The organism is Ruminiclostridium cellobioparum subsp. termitidis CT1112 (assembly GCF_000350485.1).
Taxonomy (GTDB): domain Bacteria; phylum Bacillota; class Clostridia; order Acetivibrionales; family DSM-1351; genus Ruminiclostridium; species Ruminiclostridium termitidis.
This window is the reverse complement of record NZ_AORV01000066.1, coordinates 86970-110642: the sequence shown is the minus strand read 5'-3', so window position 1 is coordinate 110642 and position 23673 is coordinate 86970. Positions and strand designations below refer to the sequence as shown.

Genomic DNA, 23673 nt, shown 5'->3' with positions numbered 1-23673 from the left:
CATTGTTATGGGTTGAGGATGGTATCCCAACCAGCCTGAAAAAACCGTCTGAGCCGGCTGATATACTGTTCGGCTGCCTGTCTGGTCATATCGTGTACTACGATTTCAAAAACACCGGAGAAGACCGCACTTGAAATGATATGCAGAAACTCAGGAGTGGCCCTGCCCGAGGTCAGCGCGTCGCTTCCGATGGCTTCTATGAATTTTTTTGTATATTCCACGTCAAGCTCTACCAGGCTGTGTACAAAATTGGCAAAAGTTGTTCCCTCAGAACAGGTGATGAGCAATTTTGCCTCGTCAAAATGATGGTAGATATAGGAAATGAAGTCCTGAAATTTGTCAGTGGAATAATCAAATACGGTTTCACGCTGTTCACCGCCCGGAAGCCTGCTGAAATCCACCTGTGCGGACAGGTATATTTCCTTCAATCCTTCTGCGAAGGACGACACCAGCGCTTCGAACAAACCATTTTTGTCTACAAAGCGGGTGTAGATCGATCCGGTGCTGGTACCGGCATTTTGAGCGATGGTGCGCAGGGAAGCGTCTTTGAAGCCTTTCTCCAAAAACTCAATCTTTGCGCATTCAAGGACTTTTTCATATACGCCTTCAATTTGCTTAGCCATTCAACTACACCTTTCCATTAATGTTCTATCCATAACAGTGTTATGAAACACTGTTATGATTATAGCGAAATCAAGGACACTTGTCAATGTCATTCTAAAGAGCCTGTTTAAACAGCTCTTACAATCCGGAAAGCCAAAAAGAGAAAATAATTAAACGAGGAATTACGGCCTATAATAAAAAAAATAATACTAACATTTAAAAAATGCTATATAATAGAGATATGCTTTTTTAGCGTGAGAGAAGCAGATTTTCTTGCGGTATATGTTTTAAAACTATATGGAGGAGCAAATGATTACAAATGAGCAATTGATTGCATATGCCAGAAAGGCTATGGAAAATGCATATGTGCCGTATTCCAAATTCCATGTGGGAGCCGCGCTTCTGACCAAATCAGGCCAGGTTTATACAGGCTGTAATGTAGAGATAGCCTCATTCGGAGCTACCAACTGCGCCGAGAGGACTGCCGTATGGAAGGCTGTCTCAGAGGCTGGCGGGCTTGAAATTGCCAAGATAGCAATAACAAGTGACGAACCGGATTACATATATCCCTGTGGTATATGCAGACAGGTTCTGGCGGAATTCGCCGATGACGAAATGGAAATCATAGTGACAAAGAGGAACGGGGAATATAAGACAGTACGCTTTGGGGATGTACTGCCCAATGCATTCAGACGTTTTTAAACATTAAGTACAATCAAATTAACCAGCACAATGGGTTAAATTATTTATGGAGGATATATGTCGTTTAAATCGGGTTTTGTATCGGTAATCGGAAGGCCAAATGTGGGAAAATCAACATTGTTGAATGCCCTGACAGGACAAAAAATAGCTATAATGTCCGACAAGCCTCAAACCACAAGGAACACCATAAGAGGAGTTATTACAAATGATGAATGCCAGCTTGTATTTATAGATACGCCTGGTATTCACAAACCCAGGACCAAGCTGGGTGAATACATGGTAAATGTAGCGTCGGAAACCATGAAAGAGGTGGATTTGATCCTTTTTCTTACTGAGGCTGCAGCTCTTCCGGGAAACCTGGACATCAGCATAATTGAACAGCTGAAAAAGGTCAACACTCCTGTTTTCCTTATTTTGAACAAGGTTGATATCACCGGAAAGGACAAGCTTTTCTCAGTAATAGACGGTTACAGCAAGTTGATGGATTTTAAGGCGGTTATTCCAATTTCAGCCCTGAAAAATGACGGAACTGATATAATAGTAAGAGAGGCATTAAAATATTTGCCCGAAGGGCCCAGGTTTTTCTCTGAGGATACCCTGACAGACCAGCCTGAAAAGGTTATCGCCGCTGAAATGATAAGGGAAAAGGTGCTTTTGAACCTGGAGGATGAGGTGCCCCACGGTGTGGGTGTGGAGGTTATGTCCTTTAAAGAGAGAGAGGACGGTCTTGTCAATATACAGGCAACAATTTATTGTGAAAAGAGCACCCACAAGGGAATAATAATAGGCAAACAGGGGCAAATGCTCAAAAAGATCGGAAGCGCCGCAAGGTTCGAAATTGAGAGGCTGCTGGATACTAAAATCTTTCTTGAACTCTGGGTAAAGGTCAAGCCCGATTGGCGCAACAACGACAACATGTTGAAAAATCTGGGTTACCAAAATAAAAAGAAATAAGAGTCAAATAGCCTATCCAGGTATACTCTTTGGTCCATTGAGGGAAAATAACAGTTGCAGACCTCCGGCCAAAGGGGAGTTCCCGGTATGGTTTAAAGCTCGGAGGCCGCAAAGGTAAATGGGTTGTGTAAATTATAAGGGAATAGTTATAAAAGAAGTGAATACCGGTGAGGCCGACAAGATAGTAACCGTGTTGACTGCTGAGGAGGGAAAGATTTCAGTTGCCGCAAAAAATGCGCGGAGGACAAAAAATTCTTTAAGCAGCGGCACTCAGCTGCTGTGCTTCAGCGATTACATGCTCTTTAAGGGCAAGGAGCTGTACAATATGTCCTGCTGCGAGGTCATCGAGCCAAACTACGAGATAAGAAACGATATTTACAAGCTCACTTACAGCTCGCATATACTGGATTTGATCTATGACAATGTGCAGGAGGGAGAGCCCTCGGAGAGTATTCTCAGGCTCCTTTTGAACACTCTTTATGTAATTGCCAAGACCGAACGCCCGCTGGAGCTGGTTACAAGGGTTTTCGAACTCCGACTCATGGCGCTGCTGGGCTATGAACCCCAGGTGTCAGGCTGCATCAACTGTAATAAAACAGACGATGAAAATATGTATTTTGATCTGGATAACTCGGGTATTGTCTGCGGGGAATGTGTAAACCCCAAGGGCAGGGTAATACCTCTTCTGCCGGGGACGGTGAAAGCTTTAAAATATATTATGAGAATAAATCCGCAAAAATTATTCAGCTTTTCGCTGTCGGAACAGTCAATAAAAGAGCTGGGAATAATATCAAGGAAATATATAAAGGAGCATCTGGGAAAGGAATATAACAAGCTCGATTACTTGAAACAGTTAATATAAAATAAATCATTAAAAATCCGGAGTGGTATATGAACAATATAGGCTCTACCATCACTATAATAGTTATTGCTATAAATATTGTATTCATTATCACAGCTGTTTTCTTTGAACGTAAAAAACCGGTCCAGGCCTTAAGCTGGGTTATTACCCTGTCTTTGCTGCCTCTGATAGGTTTTTTTCTATATTTGCTTTTAGGGAGAAAATCCTATAAGCAGTACAGTCATAAAGTATTCAAGAATTCAAACAAAATCCCTTATGGCAGGGAGATCAGAGTGCCGGAATATTCCGGTGAGCAGATGAAACAGCTGATGAGACTGAATGCAGCCACTTCACAAAGTCCCTATACGGATAATAATGAAGTGGTGATCTTCACAAGTGCACAGGATAAATACAGTCAACTGTTCAAAGACCTGGAGGAAGCCAGGGAATCCATACATCTGCTGTATTTCATACTCCAGAACGACAATATAGGCAGGAAACTGATTGAGTTGCTTGCCAAAAAGGCAAAGGAAGGGCTTGAGGTCCGGGTGCTGTTTGACCATGGCTCAAACCTGTTAATGCCGTTTAAGGCGTACTCACCCATTGTGGAAAACGGGGGTGAAGTATATACTTATTTCTCTAATACTATCAGCAATTATTTGAAGGTGAATTTCAGAAACCACCGCAAAATTGTGGTAATAGACAGCAGGATCGGCTACACCGGAGGAATAAACATAGGGGACGAATACCTGGGTTATCACAGGAAAATAAAGCCCTGGAGGGATACTCACCTGAAGATGACGGGGAGCAGCGTATTGGATCTACAGCTCAGATTTATCGAAGATTGGCTTTATGCGTCAAAACAGCCTTCCGAAAAGTTTGATACCAGCAGGTACTTTCCGGAAACGGTCAACGAAAAAGGGAAAACCGGAATACAGATAGTTTCCAGCGGACCTGATACGGGGGGAGAAGAAATAAAAAGGGGTCTGCTGAAAATGATCAGTTCTGCAAAGCAGAGCATATTTATACAGACACCTTATTTCGTACCTGATGCAACCTTTCTGGAAGCACTTCAGGATGCGGCCCTGTCAGGTGTGGAAGTGGTAATTCAGATACCCGGAGTTCCCGACAAAAACTATGTTTACAAGGCTACTATGTCATATGTGGCAGATGTTATGGATTATGGGATAAAAGTTTATTTATACCCCGGCTTTTTACATGCAAAAATGATGGTAGTGGATGATTTCTGTTCTGCCATAGGGACGGCAAATATTGATATGAGAAGTTTTTCTCTCAATTTTGAAATTGATGCTTTTATGTACGGCGAAGAAATATCCCGCAGGTGTATAAAGATTTTCAAAGATGATTTAAAGATTTGCAGGCTGCTGACCAAGGAGGAATTCCAGGAAAGAAGTGTTTTCTCAAGAATTCAGGAAAGTGTATTCAGATTGTTTTCACCAATTCTTTAAAATATCCCGATGTTCCTTCCATATTATTTAAAAAAGAATATTTTATAATATTTTTTATAGTTTATTGTTTTACCATCTCTAATAAACTATAATTGATAGAAAATGGAGGTTGGCTTGTGGCCGCTATGCGGCTCAAAGCCATAATATGGCTTGGGAGGTTAATATGACAGAAGAAATTATCAAGGAAATGATATTATATTTCAATAATGATGTAAGACGGATAAATCACGCTCTGAAGGTGTACGCTTTCTGCGCCGCCATTGCAGACCTTGAAAAGCTTGATGATAAAAACAGGCTGATAGTAAAGCTTTCAGGCATACTGCATGATATTGGCATAAAGGAAGCCGAGAGGAAGTACAATTCTTCTGCGGGGCCATACCAGGAAAAGGAAGGTCCGGCTATAGCAAGACAGATCATGGAGAAATACCCAATCAATACTGAAATAATAGAAAGGGTTTGCCATATAGTGGGGCATCATCATAACTACGGTAAAATTGACGGACCTGATTTTCAGATACTGGTGGAAGCGGATTTCCTCGTCAACATCTATGAGGATGAAATGGATGGGCAGGCCGTAGCTTCAATAAGAAGCAAGTATTTTAAGACTAAAGCCGCTGTGGAATTACTGGATACAATGTATCTTTAGTCATATGTATATAAATTTAAGCAATATATGCAGTTAAATCAACACAACAGAAGGAGTTTTAATTTTGTTCAGACTGGTTAAATACTTGAAACCATATATCAAACAGGTCACGCTGGGACCGGCTTTCAAGCTGCTGGAGGCCATCCTGGAACTGTTGATTCCCTTATTAATGGCCAAGCTGATAGATAATGGTGTTAAAGCAAATAATTCTTCATACATTTACATGATGGGCGGTCTAATGCTGCTCACTGCCGTTATCGGGGCAGGATCGGCATTTATTTGCCAGTATTATGCGTCAATAGCTTCACAGGGTTTTGGCACAACAATGAGAAATCTGTTATTCAAAAAAATACAGAGCTTCTCCTTCAATGAAATCGATAAAATAGGGACTCCGTCGCTAATAAACAGAATTACAAGTGATGTGAACCAATTGCAATTTGCTGTTGCAATGCTTATAAGGCTTGTTATCCGGGTACCCTTCCTGTGCATAGGCGGGGTGGTTATGGCAATGATAATCAATGTAAAACTGTCTCTGGTACTGTTGATTGTAATGCCTCTTTTTGCAGCATTTCTCTACATAGTCATGTCCAGAAGTATCCCAATGTACAAATCAGTACAGAAAAAACTGGATACCCTTTCAACGGTTATACGGGAAAACCTGTCGGGGGCAAGGGTGGTCCGAGCTTTTGCCAGATTGGACAAGGAGAGGGAACGTTTTATTAAAAGCAACAAGGAATATGCCGATAATTCCGTCAGGGTAGGACGGATTTCGGCACTGCTCAACCCGGCGACAACAGTCATTATTAACCTTGGAGTTGCTGCAATACTCTGGTTCGGAGGCTATCAGGTCTATGAGGGCAGTATGTCCCAGGGGGAAATAATAGCTTATATAAACTATGTAAACATGATCTTATCGGCGCTTATAGTTCTGGCAAATCTCGTGATCACCTTCACAAAGGCAGCTGCATCGGCAGCCAGGGTCAATGAACTGCTTGATCTGGAACCGTCAATCTCCGATCCCACCGAAGAACAACTAAAATCAATAGACCAACTCACTGATTTATCGGGAGAGAGTAACTCAACTGAAAAAGCAGAGGAACCGGTAATAGAATTCAAAAACGTCAGCTTCTCTTATGACGGGTCGGCGGAAAATGTGCTGCAGGATATTTCCTTTAGGATATACAAAGGTCAGGTTACCGGGATAATCGGTTCCACGGGGGCAGGTAAAACAACTCTTATCAGCCTGATAGCACGTTTTTATGATACCACGGGAGGCGCTGTCTGCATAAACGGAACAGATGTTAAAAAGCTGAAGCAAAATGAGCTAAGAAATAAGATCGGGATGGTTCCCCAGAAGTCTGTACTTTTTTCCGGAACCATGGAGGAAAATCTCAAATGGGGAAAACACGATGCTGCCCCGGACGACATGGTTAAGGCTGCAAAGGTGGCTCAGGCCTATGAATTTATTGAAAAGAAGCCGGAAGGGTTTAGTACCCAAATAGTGCAGGGAGGAAGAAATTTATCCGGAGGTCAGAAGCAGAGGCTCGCCATAGCCAGGGCTTTGATAAAAAAGCCTGAAATATTGATACTTGATGACAGTTCCAGTGCACTTGACTACGCCACAGATGCCTCCTTAAGAAGGGAACTGAAGGAAAACCTGACTGACACGACGGTAATAATAGTGACCCAGCGTGTTGCAGCCATACGCAATGCCGAGCTCATAGTAGTAATGGATGAGGGTGAAATAGTGGGAATGGGGAGAAATGAGGAGCTGCTGGAAAGCTGTGCGGTGTACAGGGAAATTGTGAATTCTCAGGATGAAAGCGGGGTGGCGCCGGATGAAAAGTAATGTTGTAAAGCGTCTGCTGAAATACATTGGAAAACACAGGAGGTTTGTTCTGGGCGCCCTGTTGTGTGCCGTGTTCAGCAATATACTCATGATAGCGGGACCTTTTATAATTGGTAAGGGTGTTGATAATATCGTTGGAAAGGGACGGGTGGATTTCAAGCAAATATTAAATATAGTTGTTATAATAATAATACTTTACCTGGTCAGTGCGGTTTTTCAATGGAGCCTGCAGGTGCTTACCAGCAAGCTGGCCAACAGAACGGTTGAAGGGCTGAGGAACGATGTATTCACACACGTAACCCAAATGCCCCTGGAGTATTATGACAGGAATGCCCACGGTGATATAATGGCCCGGCTTACAAGTGATATGGAATATATATCGGAGGGTATTTTCCAGTCGGTCACCCAATTTGTGACAGGTATTATTTCAATAGTCGGGTCACTTGTTTTTATGTTTATTCTCAATCCTTTTATAACACTGGTTGTTATAGTTATGACTCCGATTACATTCTTTATAGCATCATTTATTACAAAGCGTTCGTCAAGTCTCTTCAAGGAGCAATCCAGGCTCAACGGTGAGCTGAATGGCTTTGTGGAGGAGATGGTGGGCAATCAGAAGGTGGTTAAAGCCTTTAATTACGAAGACCGTGCCCGGGAAAAATTCGAGGAAATCAACGGCAGGCTGTACAAGGCGGGCAGGTGGGCACAGTTTTATTCATCACTTGTAAATCCTTCAACACGTCTCGTGAACAATATAACGTATGTATTGCTGGGACTTACAGGAGGGATAGCAGCTATTGCGGGAAGACTGAGTGTAGGATATATTTCAAGTTTTTTAACCTATTCAACCTACTTCTCCCAGCCGATAAATAATATAACAAGTGTTACAACCCAGCTGCAAACTGCCGCTGCTTCGGCGCAAAGAGTATTTGCAGTGCTGGACAGTGAACCCGAGAAGCCGGAAGCACAGGGGCTTGTTGAATTTACAAGTTCTGAAGGAAAGGTGAGCTTTGACAGAGTGGATTTCTCATATAATCCTGAAACCCGGCTTATAAAAGATTTCAGTCTTAATGTAAAGCCCGGCACCAGAATTGCTATTGTAGGGCCTACAGGAGCGGGCAAAACTACTTTGGTAAATTTATTGATGAGGTTTTACGAGGTAGATAGTGGGAATATATATATAGATGACATTAACAGCAGGGAGATGACAAAGGACAGCCTCAGAAAATCCTTTGGGATGGTATTGCAGGAAACCTGGCTGTTTAGCGGAACCATCAGGGAAAATATTGCATATGGCAAACCGGACGCCACCGATGAAGAAATAATTGCCGCTGCAAAATCGTCAAACGCCCACAGCTTTATAAAAAGGCTTCCGGCGGGCTACAATACCATGGTTGCCGAGGGTGGGGGGAATTTGTCCCAGGGACAGCGGCAGCTATTGACAATTGCACGGGTAATGCTTATAATTCCACCAATGCTGATTCTTGATGAAGCAACCAGCAGTGTGGATACCAGAACTGAAATAAAGATTCAGAATGCCTTTAATAAATTGATGGAGGGCAGGACAAGTTTCATAATAGCACACAGGCTTTCCACCATCAGGGAAGCCGACCTGATACTGGTATTGAATAACGGGCAGATAGTAGAACAGGGAAATCATGAACAGTTATTGGAAAAGGGCGGTTTTTACAGTAAACTGTATTACAGCCAATACGAAAATGAGGATTGACATTTTTATTCAACTGCCCATATAATGACAGGTGTTTTAATTAGTTTTAACTGCTTTATATGCAAATGCCTTATTATTTATACTTTTGTACATGGGGGACAGGACAAATTTCATAACTGTTTTGTGGCTGCTGTGCGGCGCAAAGCCATAATACGGCTTAGGAGGTCAAATATGGAAAACGTATATGAAGATTATAGAGCTCAGAAAAGATTATTGATGGAAGCCCTTGTGGAAAGGGATTATATGGAAATATATGAATCGAATATATTAAAAAATGATTTTATTCTTAAGCTGGGAGAACCCAGATATGAGCTTCACAGGCTTGAGCTTACCATTGCCAGGACCAAGCTGAAGCTTGAAATGATGCAGACCTGCATACATTTTCAGATACCCATCGATCCGGGACACATTGACAGGACCCTTGAAAAGGAATTTGAAAAGCATTTTAACATGCTTAAAATAATGAAGAGAGAAATCGACAACGTCCATAACATGGACGGAGAAAATGAGTCTCTTGCCGCTGCTGCCAGGGAATTGAAGGATTTGTATCTTTCAATAGCAGACAGAGTGCATCCGGAGCTGATTGTTTCTTCGGACAAAAAAACCAACAGGATATGGAAGGCGGCAAAAGCCGCATATGAAAAAAAAGACACGGCTAAACTTAAAAGGCTGCAGAAGAGAGTTTTAACCGAGATTCAAAGTATACCCGAACCTCAGGAGGAGCCGCCCAGGAATATGAAAAAAGTTGTCAGACAGATGAAAACCAGGACAAAGAGCGTACTTGCCGAAATTGACAATCTTAAGAAGCAGTTTCCTTTTAACGAGGCTAAATTGCTTGGGGATGACGATGCGGTGGAGAAGTTCAGAAAAGATATATCCATCGATATACAAATTGCAAAAGAACTTCTGGATAAACTGGAAAAGCAGATACTTGAGAAATTGCCTCCCATAAGTGATTTGTTGAATTAAATATCAGAAATATTATAAACCGGACCCCAAAGAGGTTCGGTTTAAATTTACACCTTATTTGGTCCTGATTTTGCCCGGTGAAATGCCGTACTTCTCTTTAAACAGATGATAGAAATGGCTGAGATTTTCAAAGCCTGATTCCAGAGCTATGTCCAATATGTCAATATTGGTTGTTACAAGCAGATTCTTTGCATGGTTGAGCTTCAGATTATTGATATATGTCGTGGGAGTGGTACCGAGATATTGCTTGAATACGCGATTCAAATGACCTGTACTCCTGCCCGAAATCATATATAGTTTATCCAGTCCGGTGGTAAAATTATCCTTCTTCTGCAGTTGGAAAAGCACAGAGTCCAACCAGTCCGGAATTGATTTTTTATTTTCGTTTTTATAGTTTGCAAAAAGAAATGTGAGTGCGTCAACCAGAAAGCTTTTTGCAAATATCCGGGCTTTGTATTTATCAATTGATGCAAATAAATGTATTTGTTCAGCCTTGCCGACCAGGGAATACATTTCTCCGGAAGGCAGCACTGCACTGGCGGGTAATTGCATTGTTTCCAGCATTGATGAAAAATTACGGTCACCAAAAAAATCAAATGCAGCCTCAATAAATCCGGTATAAAAGTTTATGTTTATAAACTGACAATCCATATTGTTATAAATATCATAGCTGTGCCTGTCCTGTGGCCGCACAAATACAAGCGTTCCTGTGCCCATTACCTGCTCCTGTCCGTTGACCCTGTGAATGCATTTCCCGGAGGTAATGAGAAAAATTTCATAATAATCATGATAGTGTAACGGAGTAGTCTGTGTTATAGAAGCTTCAATATGAAAGTTTGCCTGTATCTGCGGGTCTATGAGAGCTTCTGCCGTAAGCATGGGTACGTGCATTATGCCACCTCGGTTTAAATAAAATGATTCCTTATATATATGTTATTATACCACAATAAAATGCGAGAAGGTTACAAGACAAATTGATTTCAATGGTGGTAATATCTTGTTAAAGCCGATTTCGATACCTTTTTTACGGGTGTTGATATTGTGTAAATAGTACAATGCATATAAACAAGGAGGCATATTATGATTTTAATAGACCTTAATGGAAAATGGCAGATGAAAAGAACGGATGAAGAGCAGTGGATAGACGCTGTAGTCCCCGGCTCGGTGTACAATGATCTGCTCAGGGCGGGAAAAATGAAGGATCCGTTTTTCAGGGATAATGAGTATGAAATCCGTGACCTGTGCAAATTTGACTATGAATATAAAAGGACATTCCAGGTTGAGGCAGAGGACTTGAATAATGACAGGATTGTTTTGCTCTGTGAAGGACTTGATACCTTATGCCAGGTGTTCATAAACGGTAAAAGCGTACTGAAGGCTGAGAACATGCACAGGACATATGAGGTGGATATTAAGAACAGTATTGCAGCCGGAGAAAATGATATCCATGTAGTAATCAGTTCACCTATAGAATATGCTCTTGAGAAGGACAAGGAGCAGTATCTCTGCAGTTGTGCCGACGCGGTGCCAGGAATTTCCCATATCAGAAAGGCTCACTGCATGTTCGGCTGGGATTGGGGCCCGCAGCTGCCTGACATGGGCATATGGAGAAATATATCCATACAGTGCCATAATACTGCCAGGATAGATGATATCTATATCTCGCAGATACTCTCTCAAGACAGAGTGGAGCTTGACATAAGGTTAAGGACCCATAACTGGAGCAATTCCGGAACAGATATATTGATTACAATTGAAGCCCCCGATGGCGAAATAATACAAGAGAAAGCACCTGTTGAAGCAGCTGAACAGCATATAACAATGGGTATCTCCAATCCCAGGCTCTGGTGGCCGAACAACTATGGTGAGCAGCCCCTGTACAGGCTGAAGGTTTCTTTAATGAATTGCGGGGAGATCATTGATGAAAAGCTTATGCGGATTGGTATTAGAACTATTTCATTAAAACGACAGGAGGATAAATGGGGAGAATCCTTTGAGTTCGTTGTAAACGGAAAGAGCATATTCTCCATGGGCGGCGATTATATACCCGAGGATAACCTTCTGGCAAGGTGCAGCCGCGAGAGATCGGAGAAGCTTATTAAAAGCTGTGTTGAGGCTAACTTCAATACAATACGGGTATGGGGCGGCGGGTATTATCCCGATGACTATTTTTATGACCTGTGTGATGAATACGGCATCATAATATGGCAGGATCACCTGTATGCATGCGGGGTATATGATTTCAGTGAGGAATTCAGGGAAAATATAACCCATGAAACCAGAGACAACATGAAAAGACTTCGCCATCATGCCTCCATGGGGCTGTGGTGCGGGAATAACGAGCTGGAGTACGCCTGGGCTTATTGGGGCTGGGGTGAACGGTTCGGACAAAAGCTTCAAAATGACTATTTAAAACAATTTGAGGAATACCTGCCGGAACTGGCAAAGGAGATGGATCCAAACACATCGTATTTGATAGCCTCACCTACCTCCAAAGGCGGTTTCGATGATCCCAACAATGAAAATTTCGGAGATATACACTATTGGGATGTATGGCATGGCAGGAAGCCAATAACCGAATACAGGACTCTTTACCCCAGGTTTATGTCGGAATTCGGACTTCAGTCCTTCCCATGCCTGAAAACAGTAGAAACCTTTACATTACCCGAGGACAGAAATATTTTTTCCTATGTTATGGAATCACACCAGAAGAATGGTACTGGGAATGAAAAGATCCTATATTATATAAGTGAACATTTCAAATATCCAAAAGACTTTGATTCATTGCTTTACACCTCCCAGCTCATACAGGCTGAAGGCCTGCGCTACGGAGTGGAACACTGGAGGAGAAACCGCGGACGGTGCATGGGTGCTATTTACTGGCAGCTTAACGACTGTTGGCCTGTGGCCTCCTGGGCAAGCCTTGACTATTTCGGCAGATGGAAGGCGGCACATTATGCAGCCAGAAGATTTTTCGCTCCCGTAATGGTTTCGGCGCTGGAAGAGGACACAAAGGTTTCACTGCACGTATCCAATGAAACCTTGAATAAATTCGAAGGCAAACTGATTTGGGGACTCAGGGACAAAACCTCGTCGGTCATCAAGCATGGAGAGCTGGCTGTGGAAATGGACGCTCTTTCTACCGGGGAGGTTGTTGACCTGGAATTTGGCGAGGTATTGACTTCTCAGCAAAAGAAAAGGGAAACTTATCTGGAGTTTGGTCTGATTGCCGATGGAAAGGAAATAAGCCGGGGAACGGTACTCTTTGTCAAGTCCAAGCATTTTGCTCTGTTAAAGCCTGAAATTTCAACAGAAGTATATGAAGAAGCCGGTAAATTTATTATAGATGTATCAAGCAAAGCCTTTGCAAGATTCGTGGAACTTGACCTTACAGATGCCGATGGAATTTTCAGCGATAATATATTTGATATATCAGGGACCGACATAAAGAAAGTTGAACTGAATAAGGAAAACCTCTCAAGGGAGCTGACCCTGGAAGAAGTACGGAATAAGCTGCGTGTACGCAGTTTATATGACACCTTTGAGTAAGCAAATAGAGTGAATAACACGGGAACTGTCTTAAAATGAGACAAATGAAAGTAAATGCGTTACCAGCCATAGTGCGCGAGTACAACTTCAAAAAATGAGAGCTCTATAAAAGTACGTGCTTGAAATTGTAGGTGAAGAACAAATATTTTTGCTGACAAATCGGCAGGAAGCCGATTTGAGCAGAACCCCGAAACAGGATGTTGAGTGTTCTGCGGCAGTAAAAATACTTGTGAGGAGCCGTACAAATTTCAGGCACGTACTTTGTGAGCTTTCCATTTTTTGAAATTGATACGGGAGCACTATTAAATGCTCCACATGCTTTAAAGTATATTAATTTTTGTGACAACCCTTTGACTCCTGGCTTTGTCAATATATATCATCTGTTAGCTTTGCCGGAATCCGTATTTCAACGGTAGTACCCCTGCCATATTCGCTTTTGTAGCTTAAGCCATATTTATCGCCGTAAAACAGTTTCAAGCGTTCATTAATGTTTTTGATGCCATAACTGCTTCCCGACGAGCTCCTGAGTTTTCCGCGGGTTATCATATCCAGCCGGTCCTCCGGAATGCCTACTCCGTCATCATTGACCAGTAAGAGAATCTCGTCATTGTCAAGGCTGCCGCTTATGACAATGGTGCCTTCCTTGCTTTCTTTTCCCTGTATTCCGTGCACAATGGCATTTTCTACTATGGGCTGCAGCGTTATCTTAAGAATTTCGAAGTCCTTGATATACTCATCCATATCTATAATGAAGTTAATTTTGTTGTTAAACCGGATATTTTGAATATCCACAAAGAATGAAACGTGATAGAGCTCATCCTCTATTCTGACAAGTTCCTTCCCTTTGCTCAAGCTCAATTTGTAAAATTTGGCCAGAGCCTTAACCGAGGATTCGATTTCATTGTATTTGTTTTCCTGGGACAGGCATATTACCATATCCAGAGTATTATAAAGAAAATGGGGGTTGATCTGAGCCTGAAGAACTTTCAATTCGAAGTTTTTAACTTCCTTACCCAGTGCATACTGTTCCTCCAGAAGTAATTTGATGCGGGATATCATGTAGTTGTAATTTTCAATCAATTCCCCAATTTCATCCTTATCAACGGTTTTAGTTATTTGAGAAAGGTTTCCTGACTGTACGCTTCTCATTTTTCCTATCAGCTGGGAAATTCGTCCCGTAATGCTGGTAGACAGCAGAAAGGCCAGAAGATAAGCTATTGAAGCAATGAAGAATACCTGGATAAGCGTCTGGTTCCTGATTTTGGCCGTTTCGGAAAAAATCTCCCTGTAAGGTATTACTGTAACCATATACCAGGTAGTTCCGCTTATGAGCTTGCTGTGGAAAAAGCTATTCTTATTGTTAATTCTGGCGGTATTCCAGGTTTCGGAGTTTGATTGGCCGATTACCAGTGAATTATCGACTTTAAAATCAGCTGCCGGCCTGTTGTCGGAAGCCAGGACAATATCTCCCTCCGAGTTCTGAATATAGGTTATGGAGTTTTCAACCGTGTTGGCATTTGAAATAATCTCAAAAAGCTTGCTTTTTGCTATGTCCACTCTGAAAAGTGCGATTATTTTGGAATAATCGGTGCTGCTTCTTAAAAAAGTAACGGCAGATACGGTATTCTCGGCAATTTCTTCATTATCGCTGAAGTAGGCGGGAGGACACCAGAGAATCCTGTTACCGCTTTGTTTTAATTTTTCATACCATATTTTATCCTCTATATCATTTATATTGAATAAGGGTGATGTTTTCACGTCGCTTTTATTTGCGTAGATCAGACCATCCTTTACATACAAACGGATTTTGTCGACTACCGACTTATCTTCCAGGTTGTGCAGAAAGGCTGTCATATGGTTCATATCACTCATCTGCTGAAAAATATCGGTGTTTTCAGTGCTGACATTTGCAATTTGATTTATAATATCGTCCTGCACAACAACATCCATTGTTTTTACCACTTTCAGCAGCTTGTCGGATATGAAGGAATAGGCCTGGCTATAGCTCTTATCGGCAGAGAACAGGGCCTTTTCCTTCAGTATGTCAGAGAAACTGCTGTATGTTATAAATGAATAGATAAACAGGGGTATGACTATCAGGACTATATATGAAATCAGGAGCTTCTGCCTTAACTTGAGATTTTTTATATACTGGCTGATATTTCCAATAAGCTTATTTTTCATTTATGACACATCTCCTTAAACTCTGTGGGAGTAAGTCCTGTTTTTTTCTTAAATATTTTTGCAAAGTACTGACTGTCATTAAAACCAACGCTTTCGGCTACATGTGAGATGTTATGGTTTCTGTTTTTTAACATTTCCTTGGCCTTTTCTATCCTGTAATCAGTAATGTGCTGATTTATGGTATCACCGGTTTCCTGTTTAAAAATTGAACACATATACGCAAGACTCAGATAAGTGTGTTCACTTATCATTTTAATAGACAGGTCGCTGTTCATGTAGTTGTTCTCAATGAACCGCTTGATCTGCAGGATCTTGCTTTTACTATCCCGCTTTTCTCTTCTGCACTGAAAAAAGAATTCTATTTTCCGGCAGCAGTACTCTTCAACCTCATTGAGAGTGTAGAAATTGCTCAGGTCCTGCCATAGCCGGCTCCGGTCGCTATTCCCTGAAAACGTCTCCAGGCCCAGCTCCGAGGACAGGTCATAAAGCAAAAGTATGATTCTGTAAAAAAATTCTTTTATATTATTCGGCAATGTGTTACTGTATTGTTTTAAATCCAGAGCCAGGGCCCTGATAAGAGAAACGGCCTGCCCGGCTTCCTCGGCAAGAATCATTTCATTTATGTCCTTTATGATATCTTCATTGAAGGTGAAGGGTATCTCAGTATTCTCAGAATAAAAAAGAGTAGTCCTGTAGTCATTAAAAAAACCTTTTTTCAAGGTGAGAACAGCGGAATTATACGATTGGGGCACATTCCGGATTCCACTGACCTGCTTTCCCACAGCAATGAAAAAATCAATGTTCATCAGAATATTTTCCACATCCTTCAAATACTCCTTAATACATCCGCTTTCCAGAAGATGTTTTTTATCAGGCGGACACGCTATGTGAATAAGTATATATTCATTGTCCTTTATAGTTGAAATTCCAACCAGACCTTTTGATTTCAATATATTGTCAATATTATTTATGGTGTTTTCCATTGCGGAATAAAATCCAAAAGGTGTCAGACTGTTTTTATTTATAATCTGAATAAGGCTAGTTACAAAATCCCATTGGGGCTGGATTCCAAGCAAAGTATAATCAAACTGCTCGTTTATGAGCTTGTACGGGTTTGTTAATTTAATTGCCAGTTCATTCCTCAGCAAGGGAAAGTTTTTTGAAAGTCTTTCGCTTATAACGGCATTTTCACGGTTTTTATGCTCCAGGATTAAAAGGTTGATAGCCTCACCTAATATATCTTTGAGTTCATTATAATCAATGGGTTTTTCAATATAGCTCAGAGCTCTTAACTGTATCGCCGATTTCAGATATTCCTTGTCGGAATATCCGCTCATAAAGATAATTTTTGTGTCAGGAAAGGATTCCTTGAGTTTAAAAGACATTTCTATTCCGTCCATCCGCGGCATTCTGACATCAGTCAGCACTATATCGGGACAATACCATGCTGCGATTTCAAGGGCTCTTATTCCATCATCGGCCTGTTCAATAAATGAGATATCAAAATCCATCTTCATGATATTTCGAATAAGACTATCTCTGGAGGTTATTTCGTCATCTACTACCAATAATTTTACCAATTAAATCCCTCCGAAACTGTATAGATGAGTAATTTCCTTCATTATATGAAATGTCGTAATCCCAGTCAATAGAATTTGGGTCTCCAAAATAAGGACAGAAAGATTTTACACAAAAACAAAAAGATCCTCCATTATGCCTGAAATGACATGATGCTATAATTCACGTAGCAAGTGAACAGAGACATGGAAAACATTTAATTAATACAACAAGGTGGAATGATAATGAAAAGCAGCAATGGAACTTTCTTTCTCAAGCTAAAGAAATATAAGACGTTATTACTTATGTTGACACCTGCAATTATTTTCTTTATAGTATTTAGTTATTTACCGATGTTCGGAGTGGTCATAGCCTTTCAAAGATATACCTTTGACGGCGGAATATTCCACAGTCCATGGATCGGACTTGAAAATTTCAAATTTCTGTTTATGGCCGGAGATATTTTAAGTGTAACAAGAAATACGTTACTGTATAACGTTCTGTTCATAATCGTTAATAATGTACTGGAAATAACCTGTGCAATAGTATTGGCAGAATTGTCAAACAAATATTTTAAACGGATCAGCCAATCCATGATGTTTCTTCCGTATTTTATTTCATGGGTGGTTGTGGGAGCATTTACCTATAATGTTTTGAATTACGAGTCGGGTGCCATTAACACCCTGTTGAAATCAATGAATCTGGAAGCCTTTGATTTTTATAACAAACCAGGTATCTGGATATTAATAATAGTGCTGGTTTGTGCCTGGAAAAGCTTCGGGTACGGTACCATCATATATCTTTCGGCGGTTATGGGAATAGACGGTGAAATGTACGACGCGGCTGAAATAGACGGTGCGAATATATTCCAGCGCATCCGCCGCATAACTCTGCCAAGTCTGGTTCCTACAGTTGTAATACTCGTGCTGCTTTCAATGGGGAATATCTTCCGCGGAGACTTCAGTATGTTCTATCAGGTGACAGGCAACAATCCCATGCTTTATTCCTCAACAGATGTTATAGACACCTACGTGACGCGTTCTCTTATGACATCGCCTGAATTCGGGATGACTGCTGCTGCCGGGTTATATCAGTCGGTTTTATGTTTTGCAATAATAATGGCCTTCAATTACCTGGTAAAAAGATATGATAAAGATTATTCACTGTTCTGAGAAAAGTATTTTTACAATGTAATTAACATGGCTTAGGAGGTTACTTATGGCTACAAAGAGCACAAGCAACAGAATATTTAATTTTACAGGTTATACTTTTATTGCAATACTGTCGGTGTTGTCGGTCATACCTTTTATAATGATAATTTCAAGCTCTGTAACAGCGGAACGTTCCATTTTGCGATACGGATATTCCCTGATACCCAGAGAATTTTCAGGTCAGGCCTATGCTAAAATATTCGGCTTTCCAGACGATGTTTTCAAAGCCTATGGCATCACCATATACAATACTGTGGCAGGAACCATCCTGGGATTGTTTCTGACGGCAATGACGGCCTATGTATTATCCAGAAAGCATTTTGCATGGAGGAACAAATTCTCCTTCTTTTTCTACTTTACTACATTGTTCAGCGGGGGAATAGTACCCTGGTATATACTGTGCGTACGCTTTCTGCATTTTAAGGATATGCCGCTGATTGCACAGGTTGTTCCGTATCTGTTTTCAGTATTCAATATAATAATTGTTAAAAGTTTCATGCAGGCCATTCCCGATGCCATTACCGAATCGGCAAAGATAGATGGAGCGGGGGATTTCAGGATATTCATACAGCTGATCTTTCCGCTGTCGAAACCGGTGCTTGCTTCAATAGCTTTATTTATAGCTATCGGCTACTGGAATGACTGGTATTTAAGCTTTATGTTTGTACAGAAGAGCAGTTACTTTTCACTGCAGTTCTATTTATATAAGATATTAAGTGCCGCTGAGGCATTGAACCGGATACAAAGTCTCTCGGGAAATTATGTGGGTGAAATGCCCAAGGAAAACGTTAAAATGGCCATGGCTGTCATAGCGACGGGGCCCATCATCCTTCTATATCCATTTTTACAGAAATATTTTGTAAAAGGTTTGACAATCGGTGCAGTTAAAGGATAATACCGAAAAAATCGGTTATCAATATATAAAAATAATTGAATGGGGGAATCAGAAGTGACAGGTTTAAAAAGAAAAACAGGTACCGTAGCGGCTCTTTTACTTGCAGGAGCTGTGACGCTTGCGGGTTGTGGAAGTGCGGCAACCTCCGAAGCATCGAATCAGTCTTCGTCACCGTCCACAGCTCAGACATCCGGGGATGCAGCTGCAAATGATCCGGTCAAGACGGAAATCGCAAAAGGTCCGGTAAAACTGGTAGGTTATCAGTTCGGGGATAACACCGTTGACCACGACCTGGTATTGGCCGAGGTCAACAAGAGGCTGGAACAGGACATAAATACAACACTGGATTTACGAGGTATTCCATGGACCGATGCTGAAAAGAAGTACAAGCTTTTATTTGCATCAGGTGAAGATTTCGACTTTTGTTATTCAGGGGCATGGATAGGCTTCAACCAGGTGGCCACAACAAACGGTTATATGCCTATTGACCTGGAGATGGTCAAAAAATATGCTCCCGATACATTTGCAGCTACTTCTGAGGACCGCTGGAAACAGGTAACCATAAAAGGCAAGATATATGGGCTGCCCAATATAAATGCAAAGGTTAAAAACGTATTAACCGTATTCAGAGGAGATATTGTAAATAAATACAATATAACAATTGCCAACAAGTCCGACTTTGTAAATTCTTTGTTTACCATTGCAAAAGGAGAAAAGGATCTTCTGGCATGGAATGTTGGAAATACCGAGCAGAACGGCAGAATGAGAGGTATTTTATACGGACAGTCCAAGAATCTGAGAGATGTCATACAGGGTATTCCGGTTCTCTGTGTAAGCCTTGACGATCCGGAACTGAAAGTTTTCAAGACATATGAAGATCCTGATTACCTGGAATATCTCAAAACCACAAAGCAGCTGGCCGATGCCGGCGTATGGTCAAAGAGTGCACTCTCCAGCAAAGATTCGGATGAAGCTAATTTTAATGCAGAGAAATCCGCTGTTTATATTGCTGATGCATTCGAAACTTTTAATAACAATGATGCCAAGACAAAGGCCATCAACCCTGCATATGAAAATAAATACTTCGACGTAAACAAAGGTTACAAGAAGATTCCTGAAGGCGGCAATATGTCAATGATATCCATTCATGCCACTTCAAAGCACCCTGAAAGAGTTATGATGATGTTTAACCTGTTTGAAACAAATAAGCAGTACTTTGACCTGGTAACTTACGGTATCGAGGGTGTTCACTACAAAGCCGAAGGAGAAAAGAAATTTACTGCAATACAGCCCAAGTTTAATGATTTCAACGGCTTTACAATGGCATGGGGAACTAATAATTCAGAATTGATACGTCAGAATTCCATAGTGCCGCAGGAGCAAATAGACGAATATAACAGATCCCTGTCTGAAGACTCCGTTGTGACTCCTTTAGCCACATTTACCTTTGATGACAGCAAGTTTAAAAATGAGGAAGCTGCTATCACCAATATAATTGAGACTTATATGATTCCTATAGAAATGGGCCTTACCGATCAGCAAAAAGGCTTGGATATGATGAAACAGAAGCTTACGGCCGCAGGTATTGACAAGCTGCAGGCTGAAGTCCAAGCTCAGATCGATGCTTATGTGAAAGAATACAACGGCACTAAGTAAATTACAAATATCAATTGAATATTGCAGATACAGACTACAGGTTACAGTCTGTAGTCTGTAAATTACAGCTTACAGTTTGCGGATGAGAGGGCGGTTAACTCTCATCCGTTTATTTTTATCTGGTTTTACAGTAGATTTGCGTTGGAAATAAGGTAAAAAACAATAAAAAAAGAAAAGGCACTATCAGATCAAGCCTTTTCCGGATGGGTATACTTTGAGCAGCTTTAGCATTTGTAGAAGTTCGTCAATAAATACAAAGTATCAGTGAAGGGGTTGAAAAAATTATTAATTTATGATCAAAGTATAACCTTAATCTGATTTTACATCTTTAGTATTAAAAACATATTTGAATTATGTTAAATAAAAATTAATATATCGGCTGGATATCAATTGAGTTAAAAATTTGCCGGAATGAGGGCAGAAAGCTGCTAGTCCGAAATTGATAGTTGACTATGTAATATTCCAGATATAGTATTATTTGTATTGAGGTTAAATAATGAAATTGTAATTCAACGGTAATTGAATAATTTTAACTAAACGGGGATGGATTTTTGGATAAAGGAATGGAAAACATTGGAGGTCTATATAGCAATGAAAATTTCTTTTGAAGTACAAAACTTTAAGGCAGTGAGATTTATAGGTAAAGAGGTTATTGCTGGCAGGAAAAATCATGTTCCGGAACTATGGAAAAAGATATTAAATGATGGCTCAAATGAGTTTCTTCAAAGTATGCCTGAGCGAGTATCTCCCATAGGGGACACTATCGGATGGATGGGCGAATACAATCCGCAGTCCAAAGAGTTTACCTATATAGCAGGGATATTTACCAAGCCGGATACTATTGTTCCAAATGGGTTCTCCTACCGTGATATTCCTGACTGCCTAATGGGTATTGGCTGGATACAAGGAAATACTTCTCATTTGGAGAAAGGGGCACATGCTAAAACAGAGAAAATAATGAGAGAAAACGGGCATGTGCCTGATTATTCAATTGTTGGGATATCATTGGAATATTATTCATTCGATAAATATGCAAATATAAAAGAAGATGGTAACAACACCTTTACTTTCGGGTATTTTTTGCCTTGTAAAAAAATTGTTTAAACTTCAACTAATGGGCATTATGTCTATATATCAAGAATCATTCTAATACCGCTATTCAGAAATGAAAAGCGGTATTTTTGTGTCCACAAAATGAACGAATTTGAATAGAAAGCGGCAGAAATGCAGGAAAGACTGGGCTTTGAAAATTGAATTTGATATTGCAACTTATTGTCTATTTTATTCGTTAAATAAATTAATTCATTTAATACTTTATGAAGTTTTAATAATACTCCATACATAAAATTAAAGCAAACTGCAAAAAATATAGTTTAGAAACAAAATAAGGAGTTTATTATGAGGAACCAAATTATTCTGTGGTGTATATTCATTCTTCCTTGGTTTACATTATTTTTTATGAAAAAAGAGGATATTAAGCGGTATATGCCTGTTGGTTTATTTGCCATTTTTACAAGTGCAATTATACTTGAGATTGGTCACACTTTGAGATGGTGGATATACAATGAAACTGCTTATCCACTAAGAAATATTTCCTATCTTTATGGGGCGATACCAGTAGCTACCATGTGGCTTTTTAAATTTACTTATGGAAGGTTTTGGTTATATGTTGGTGCTGATTTATTATTAAATTTAATTTATACATTATTGTTTGAATATTATTTCTTGGGCAGGAGAGGTATTATTGAGTTTGAAAGAGTTAGTCCCATGCTTGATGTCTTTGCTACAAGTGCACTTGGAATTATAATTTATGGTTTTCATATGTGGCAAGAGGGCATTTTCGTGAAAAAGGGTACCTGAAGAAACTTGTGGATTTCTATAGAACTTTACCTATGTGAAAAAACTATTTAGGAAGTTGCTTTTTTATATTTATGCAACTATAACAACCCCATATTTCATTTGATATCAGTAATTCGTATTCTGAATAAAAAACGTTGAATAGTGAGGTAAGGGGTGAAACTTGACATGGAAATCTTCCAGATGTAGTATTATTTCTATGATTTACTTTTAAATCAGTATTGTTTTATAGTACGTTGTAAAGACATTTGATAATTGGAGCAATATTACGATGGTTATTTTGATTGGTGGAGTTAGTTGCACGGGAAAAACAGTCATGGCTCAAAAATTACTTGAAAAATATAAGATTCCATATTTGTCTATAGACCATATAAAAATGGGGTTGATTCATGGAAGTAAATATTGTGATTTTTCTGCAACTGACGGTGATAATGAACTTACATATAAACTATGGCCAATAGTAAAGGGGATAATAATGACCAATATTGAGAATGGACAACACATTATTATTGAAGGGTGCTATTTACCTCCTGAGCAAATTGGTGATTTTGAATCTAATTATTTAAAACAAATAATTGCTCTATATATAGGCTTTTCAAAGAATTATCTTGAGAAACATTTTGATTCAGGAATTATTGAGCATAGAAGTGAGATAGAACAAAAGGAAATTGATAATTATTATATGAACAAAGATAATTATATTAAACTCCATTCTCAAGTTAAAGAACTTTGCGAGAAGAATAATGCTCAATTTTTTGAAATTAATGATAATTACACAGAAGAAATAAACAATGTATACAAATGGATAGATGAACAAGTAGAAGCAAAGATGCAATCATAATAACCTAATTTGAAACTTAATAAAATTCAATTATATAATTTACAATATTTATATCAAGAATTATTCTACTACCGCACATTCAGTTAATGAATTGCGGTATTTTTATGGCAGCAATTCAGCCGCAAAATATGAAGAAAGTGACGGAATACATGCTCTTTGAC

The 23673-nt window shown here is 40.0% G+C and carries 19 protein-coding genes; 15 read left to right on the top strand and 4 right to left on the bottom strand.

Annotation, left to right across the window (positions count from 1 at the left end; genetic code table 11):
• Positions 1 to 5: 5 nt before the first annotated feature.
• Positions 6 to 623 carry a TetR/AcrR family transcriptional regulator gene (locus tag CTER_RS24765; protein WP_004630354.1) on the bottom strand — a complete coding sequence of 206 codons (618 nt, stop codon included), beginning with the start codon at positions 621 to 623 and terminating at the stop codon, positions 6 to 8.
• 289 nt (positions 624 to 912) lie between these two features.
• Here CTER_RS24765 and cdd point away from each other — a divergent pair, with 289 nt between their 5' ends.
• The 8 genes from cdd (at position 913) to CTER_RS24725 (ending at position 9762) form a co-directional block, all read left to right on the top strand.
• Entirely contained in the window at positions 913 to 1305 is a 393-nt protein-coding gene (cdd, locus tag CTER_RS24760) for a cytidine deaminase (RefSeq protein WP_004630493.1), read from the top strand.
• 57 nt (positions 1306 to 1362) lie between these two features.
• The gene (era, locus tag CTER_RS24755) at positions 1363 to 2259 is read left to right on the top strand and encodes a GTPase Era (RefSeq protein ID WP_004630489.1); all 897 of its coding nucleotides are present in this window, start codon (positions 1363 to 1365) and stop codon (positions 2257 to 2259) included.
• A gap of 118 nt (positions 2260 to 2377) precedes the next feature.
• Positions 2378 to 3121, top strand: coding sequence for a DNA repair protein RecO (recO, locus tag CTER_RS24750; protein WP_004630460.1), 744 nt, complete (start codon positions 2378 to 2380; stop codon positions 3119 to 3121).
• A gap of 29 nt (positions 3122 to 3150) precedes the next feature.
• Complete coding sequence (gene cls / locus CTER_RS24745; protein WP_004630327.1) at positions 3151 to 4569, top strand: cardiolipin synthase; 1419 nt, start codon at positions 3151 to 3153, stop codon at positions 4567 to 4569.
• A gap of 163 nt (positions 4570 to 4732) precedes the next feature.
• A complete protein-coding gene (locus CTER_RS24740) occupies positions 4733 to 5215 on the top strand; it encodes an HD domain-containing protein (protein WP_004630338.1) in 483 nt (160 codons plus the stop codon).
• 64 nt (positions 5216 to 5279) lie between these two features.
• Positions 5280 to 7064 carry an ABC transporter ATP-binding protein gene (locus CTER_RS24735; protein WP_004630300.1) on the top strand — a complete coding sequence of 595 codons (1785 nt, stop codon included), beginning with the start codon at positions 5280 to 5282 and terminating at the stop codon, positions 7062 to 7064.
• Positions 7054 to 8793: an ABC transporter ATP-binding protein gene (locus CTER_RS24730; RefSeq protein WP_004630409.1), complete on the top strand. Its 1740-nt coding sequence runs from the start codon at positions 7054 to 7056 to the stop codon at positions 8791 to 8793. The genes CTER_RS24735 and CTER_RS24730 overlap by 11 nt, the downstream gene beginning before the upstream one ends.
• Positions 8794 to 8964: 171 nt before the next feature.
• Entirely contained in the window at positions 8965 to 9762 is a 798-nt protein-coding gene (locus CTER_RS24725; RefSeq protein WP_004630488.1) for a hypothetical protein, read from the top strand.
• Positions 9763 to 9816: 54 nt separating this feature from the next.
• Here the strand turns inward: CTER_RS24725 and CTER_RS24720 are convergent, their stop codons facing one another.
• On the bottom strand, positions 9817 to 10653 hold the full coding sequence (locus CTER_RS24720) for an AraC family transcriptional regulator (protein ID WP_004630342.1): 837 nt from the start codon (positions 10651 to 10653) through the stop codon (positions 9817 to 9819).
• A gap of 189 nt (positions 10654 to 10842) precedes the next feature.
• Between CTER_RS24720 and CTER_RS24715 the strand changes: the two genes are divergently transcribed.
• Positions 10843 to 13311, top strand: coding sequence for a beta-mannosidase (locus tag CTER_RS24715; protein WP_004630340.1), 2469 nt, complete (start codon positions 10843 to 10845; stop codon positions 13309 to 13311).
• 366 nt (positions 13312 to 13677) lie between these two features.
• On the opposite strand, the gene CTER_RS24710 is transcribed toward CTER_RS24715, so the two are convergent.
• The gene (locus CTER_RS24710; protein ID WP_004630452.1) at positions 13678 to 15495 is read right to left on the bottom strand and encodes a sensor histidine kinase; all 1818 of its coding nucleotides are present in this window, start codon (positions 15493 to 15495) and stop codon (positions 13678 to 13680) included.
• On the bottom strand, positions 15492 to 17075 hold the full coding sequence (locus tag CTER_RS24705; RefSeq protein WP_004630308.1) for a response regulator: 1584 nt from the start codon (positions 17073 to 17075) through the stop codon (positions 15492 to 15494). The genes CTER_RS24710 and CTER_RS24705 overlap by 4 nt, the downstream gene beginning before the upstream one ends.
• A 222-nt stretch (positions 17076 to 17297) precedes the next feature.
• Between CTER_RS24705 and CTER_RS24700 the strand changes: the two genes are divergently transcribed.
• The 6 genes from CTER_RS24700 to CTER_RS24675 all read left to right on the top strand — a co-directional run bounded on the left by CTER_RS24700 (position 17298) and on the right by CTER_RS24675 (position 23512).
• On the top strand, positions 17298 to 18224 hold the full coding sequence (locus tag CTER_RS24700; protein ID WP_004630377.1) for an ABC transporter permease: 927 nt from the start codon (positions 17298 to 17300) through the stop codon (positions 18222 to 18224).
• A 46-nt stretch (positions 18225 to 18270) separates the two neighbouring features.
• On the top strand, positions 18271 to 19158 hold the full coding sequence (locus tag CTER_RS24695; RefSeq protein WP_004630475.1) for a carbohydrate ABC transporter permease: 888 nt from the start codon (positions 18271 to 18273) through the stop codon (positions 19156 to 19158).
• 54 nt (positions 19159 to 19212) lie between these two features.
• On the top strand, positions 19213 to 20814 hold the full coding sequence (locus tag CTER_RS24690) for an ABC transporter substrate-binding protein (protein ID WP_004630502.1): 1602 nt from the start codon (positions 19213 to 19215) through the stop codon (positions 20812 to 20814).
• Between the two features lie 591 nt (positions 20815 to 21405).
• Positions 21406 to 21918: a hypothetical protein gene (locus CTER_RS24685; protein ID WP_004630492.1), complete on the top strand. Its 513-nt coding sequence runs from the start codon at positions 21406 to 21408 to the stop codon at positions 21916 to 21918.
• Positions 21919 to 22212: 294 nt separating this feature from the next.
• Positions 22213 to 22674, top strand: coding sequence for a hypothetical protein (locus CTER_RS24680; RefSeq protein WP_004630362.1), 462 nt, complete (start codon positions 22213 to 22215; stop codon positions 22672 to 22674).
• Positions 22675 to 22942: 268 nt separating this feature from the next.
• Positions 22943 to 23512, top strand: coding sequence for a hypothetical protein (locus tag CTER_RS24675; RefSeq protein WP_004630420.1), 570 nt, complete (start codon positions 22943 to 22945; stop codon positions 23510 to 23512).
• Positions 23513 to 23673: the final 161 nt, after the last annotated feature.

What these genes read in the sequence shown, in the direction of transcription:
- CTER_RS24710 (WP_004630452.1), bottom strand. Translation starts at nt 15,495, where the DNA reads ATGAAAAATAAGCTTATTGGAAATATCAGCCAGTATATAAAAAATCTC.
- cdd (WP_004630493.1), top strand. Translation starts at nt 913, where the DNA reads ATGATTACAAATGAGCAATTGATTGCATATGCCAGAAAGGCTATGGAA.
- CTER_RS24700 (WP_004630377.1), top strand. Translation starts at nt 17,298, where the DNA reads ATGAAAAGCAGCAATGGAACTTTCTTTCTCAAGCTAAAGAAATATAAG.
- CTER_RS24680 (WP_004630362.1), top strand. Translation starts at nt 22,213, where the DNA reads ATGAGGAACCAAATTATTCTGTGGTGTATATTCATTCTTCCTTGGTTT.
- CTER_RS24730 (WP_004630409.1), top strand. Translation starts at nt 7,054, where the DNA reads ATGAAAAGTAATGTTGTAAAGCGTCTGCTGAAATACATTGGAAAACAC.
- recO (WP_004630460.1), top strand. Translation starts at nt 2,378, where the DNA reads ATGGGTTGTGTAAATTATAAGGGAATAGTTATAAAAGAAGTGAATACC.
- CTER_RS24765 (WP_004630354.1), bottom strand. Translation starts at nt 623, where the DNA reads ATGGCTAAGCAAATTGAAGGCGTATATGAAAAAGTCCTTGAATGCGCA.
- CTER_RS24675 (WP_004630420.1), top strand. Translation starts at nt 22,943, where the DNA reads ATGGTTATTTTGATTGGTGGAGTTAGTTGCACGGGAAAAACAGTCATG.
- CTER_RS24715 (WP_004630340.1), top strand. Translation starts at nt 10,843, where the DNA reads ATGATTTTAATAGACCTTAATGGAAAATGGCAGATGAAAAGAACGGAT.
- CTER_RS24685 (WP_004630492.1), top strand. Translation starts at nt 21,406, where the DNA reads ATGAAAATTTCTTTTGAAGTACAAAACTTTAAGGCAGTGAGATTTATA.
- CTER_RS24720 (WP_004630342.1), bottom strand. Translation starts at nt 10,653, where the DNA reads ATGCACGTACCCATGCTTACGGCAGAAGCTCTCATAGACCCGCAGATA.
- CTER_RS24725 (WP_004630488.1), top strand. Translation starts at nt 8,965, where the DNA reads ATGGAAAACGTATATGAAGATTATAGAGCTCAGAAAAGATTATTGATG.
- era (WP_004630489.1), top strand. Translation starts at nt 1,363, where the DNA reads ATGTCGTTTAAATCGGGTTTTGTATCGGTAATCGGAAGGCCAAATGTG.
- CTER_RS24740 (WP_004630338.1), top strand. Translation starts at nt 4,733, where the DNA reads ATGACAGAAGAAATTATCAAGGAAATGATATTATATTTCAATAATGAT.
- CTER_RS24695 (WP_004630475.1), top strand. Translation starts at nt 18,271, where the DNA reads ATGGCTACAAAGAGCACAAGCAACAGAATATTTAATTTTACAGGTTAT.
- cls (WP_004630327.1), top strand. Translation starts at nt 3,151, where the DNA reads ATGAACAATATAGGCTCTACCATCACTATAATAGTTATTGCTATAAAT.